This is a genomic window from Halorubrum tibetense (assembly GCF_042661865.1).
Taxonomy (GTDB): domain Archaea; phylum Halobacteriota; class Halobacteria; order Halobacteriales; family Haloferacaceae; genus Halorubrum; species Halorubrum tibetense.
In genome coordinates this window covers 1-3,136 of record NZ_JBHSWW010000281.1, presented here as the reverse complement: position 1 = coordinate 3,136, position 3,136 = coordinate 1, and the positions used below count along the sequence as shown (strand labels likewise).

The 3,136-nt window shown below is 69.0% G+C and carries 4 protein-coding genes and 1 pseudogene; 4 read left to right on the top strand and 1 reads right to left on the bottom strand.

Going from position 1 to position 3,136, the window contains the following annotated elements; translation table 11 throughout:
- The 4 genes from ACFQEU_RS13690 to ACFQEU_RS13675 all read left to right on the top strand — a co-directional run.
- Positions 1-276: ASPIC/UnbV domain-containing protein (locus ACFQEU_RS13690; protein ID WP_379783051.1), on the top strand; the 276-nt coding region annotated here is incomplete at its 5' end.
- A gap of 95 nt (positions 277-371) precedes the next feature.
- Entirely contained in the window at positions 372-566 is a 195-nt protein-coding gene (locus ACFQEU_RS13685; RefSeq protein ID WP_379783049.1) for a DUF7576 family protein, read from the top strand.
- A gap of 125 nt (positions 567-691) precedes the next feature.
- Positions 692-1,417, top strand: coding sequence for a ribosome assembly factor SBDS (locus ACFQEU_RS13680; RefSeq protein ID WP_379783047.1), 726 nt, complete (start codon positions 692-694; stop codon positions 1,415-1,417).
- Between the two features lie 2 nt (positions 1,418-1,419).
- Positions 1,420-1,950 (top strand): YfcE family phosphodiesterase, encoded by a 531-nt coding sequence (locus ACFQEU_RS13675; RefSeq protein WP_379783053.1) that lies wholly within the window; start codon positions 1,420-1,422, stop codon positions 1,948-1,950.
- A gap of 94 nt (positions 1,951-2,044) precedes the next feature.
- Here ACFQEU_RS13675 and ACFQEU_RS13670 read toward each other — a convergent pair.
- Positions 2,045-3,136 (bottom strand): annotated as a pseudogene (locus tag ACFQEU_RS13670) (DNA-binding protein); the annotation flags it as partial.

Here is a 3,136-nt window from a genome sequence, read left to right as displayed (position 1 = left end):
AACGGGTGGCTCCGGGTCCGGCCGACCACCGCGCAGGGCGCGCCGGCACGCGGGGCGACGGTTACACTGGAGACGAGCGCAGGGACACAGCGCCGCGTGATCGACGCCGGCGGCGGCTATCTGTGTCAGACGGAGCCCGTTGCACACTTCGGGCTCGGCGGGGCCGACCCACGAGAGGTCATCGTGCGGTGGCCGGACGGCCGTGATCGGACCCTACGCGAGCCCGCCGCGGACACGACCCACGACGTGGCACACCCGGCGGCTCGCGGCCGGTGAGCCCGGCACACCGTTTCCCGACTGGTCGGGAGCCCGCGCCCGGCCAGAACTGCCGCCCTTCGCGGGTTCAAGTGTGCGGAGGTCCTCGGACGGGTATGGTAGATCCGACCTCCGACCTCGAGGCGGACGTCGACGAGGAGTCCGCGCCCCGGTGTGTCGTCTGTGGCGGACCGGCGCTCGGCGTCGGTCGGCGAACCCTCACGTGGGTCGACGACGGCGAGCTGGAACGACGACAGTTCTGTAGCCAGGCGTGCCGCGACGACTGGGCCGACGAACGGCCGACAACCTGATCCGCCTCGACCGGAGCCGTCGGACCGAACGTCGTTCCGATATGCTCTGGAGACTCGACACACTCTGGAGACTCGACACACTCGGCGCGGGAGGCTTTTTTACTGCGGGGGAGAAACGTTCATCCATGATATCACTCGACGAGGCCGTGACGGCCCGCTTGGAGTCCCACGGCGAGCGCTTCGAGGTACTCATCGATCCGGACGCCGCGCTCGCGATGAAACGCGGGGAGTTCGAGGGGGAGCTAGAGGACGTGATCGCCGCCGAGGACGTCTTCGAGAACGCCTCGCGGGGGGACCGACCTGCCGAGGAGGACCTAGAGACGGTGTTCGGCACCACGGATCCGCTCGCGATCATCCCCGAGGTCGTCGAACGGGGTGAGATCCAGATCACCGCCGAGCAGCGCGAGGAGATGCAGGAGCGGAAACACCGCGAGCTCGTCACGACGATCACCCGCAACGCCGTGAACCCACAGATGGACGACTCGCCGCACCCGCCCGAGCGCATCGAGCGCGCGTTGGAGGAGGCGGGGTTCCAGATCGACCCCATGGAGCCGGTGGAGAACCAGGTCGATGACGCGCTCGAAGCGCTCCGGCCGGTCATCCCGATCCGGTTCGAGGAGGTGACGATGGCGGTCCAGCTCCCCGCCGACTACGCGGGCTCCGGCCAGGCGCAAGTTCGGGAATTCGGCGATCTCGAACGCGAGGAGTGGCAAAACGACGGTTCGTGGGTCGGCGTGTTGACGTTCCCGGCCGGGCTTCAGAACGACCTCTACGACCTCGTCAACGAGGTCACCTCCGGCGAGGGTGATGTCCGCGTCATCAAGGACAAAGACGAGCTCCGCACCCGGTGACAATGCGTCTCGGCATCGTCTCGGACACCCACGACGACCTCGCCGCGGTCGAGGCCACGGTCGACCTGTTCGAGTCCCGCGACGTCGACACCGTCGTCCACTGTGGCGACTTCGTCGCCCCGTTCTCCGTGACCCCGTTCGACGCCGACTTCGCCTTCCACGCCGTCCGCGGCAACAACGACGGCGAGTGGGCGGTCGAGTCGACCGTGGACTCGTTCGGGCGCTACCACGGCGAGGCCGGGACGCTCACCCTCGATCCCGATCACCCTAACCGCGAACCGGTCGAGGTCGCGGTCGTCCACGGGACGAGCGGAATCGTCGTCGACGCGCTCGTCGGCTGTGCGGAGTACGACTACGTGTTCCACGGCCACACTCACGCACACGGCGTGGAGGCGCGTGACGGCACCGTTCGGGTGAATCCGGGCGGGCTCCCGATCCCGGTCGACGGGGCGGACGACGCCTTCCACGTGGCGACGCTCGACACAGCCGACAGCGGCGTCGACGCGGTGACACACCACAGACTGGACGTGTGAGACCGGCGGGGCCGGGTGGGACGGGCGGACCGAACTGAAGCGAACGACACGTACTGAACGGAAGAGAAACGGAGCGGCCCAGTCGCGTCGCGATCTAGAACTGCTCGGCGACCGCGGCGACGACCGCGTCCTCGACGGCGTCGCGCTCGCCCGAGAGGAACTCGATCTTCCCCTCGCGGAGCCCGGCCGTCGAGATGTCGGCTGCGGGCGCTATTTCGGCCGCCCGGTCGGCCACGTCGCGGACGGAGAGATCGGTCGTCGCGCGGACGTACAGCTCGTCGGTCCCGATACCGACCGTCGCGAACGGGTCGCCGTTCGCGTGCCGGCGGTGGAGGTCGTCGAGGAGGAGCGGCGTCGGCGGGAAGTCGAACCGGTGGGTGTAGCCGTCGGTGTCGAGCAGCGCGAACTCGACGCCGTCGACGGCCTCCGTGACGACGTTCGCACTCGCGGTCTCGATCTCCGTTTCCAGCTTCTCGCGGAACTGCTCTGAGACGTGCGCGGCGAGGTCGCCGCCGTCCTCGAACAGCAGGTCCGTGATCAGCTCGCGTTTGTCTTGGTAGGACTGATAGTACGCCTCCAGGGCGATCGCTTCGCGGAGCTCCGCGACGCGTTCGAGGTCGTAACCGGCGTTGTGTGCGAGCTCGGCGTATCGCTCGGGGGTGTCGCTCCAGTAGCTCACCGCCGGTAGGTGGACGAGGTCCGCGCGAACCTCGTCGTTGACGGCGGACGCCAGCGACGCGGCGAGCGCCCCTGTCGAGAGGTCCGCGTCGACCGCGGCGAGCTCCGGCGACACGAGCGTGTCGACCGTCTCGCGGGTCTCGGGGTCCGCGACCGCGGCGTCGATCACGACGGCGTCGACGCCGTACACGGAGAGCAGTTCGAGGCCATCCGCCGACTCGACCGTCGACCCGGTGCCGACGAGGACGAAAAGCGGGAGTTTCTCGTCGTGTCGGTCCCGGTCCTGAAGCATCCGGGTGGCGTCGTTCGTCGCATCGTTCATCCCGTAAACGGGGTCCTCAAGCGGCCGACGGGTGAAGTAGTGGTACTCGGCGTCGCTCTTGGCGTGCTCCTCGCGGATCAGTGGGAGCGTCGCCCGCTCGATAGCCGCGCCCGCGACGTAGCCGTCGGCGGTGGCGGGATGGCGGACGACGACCGGCCGCGACTCGAGTACGGCGCGCCGGATCGC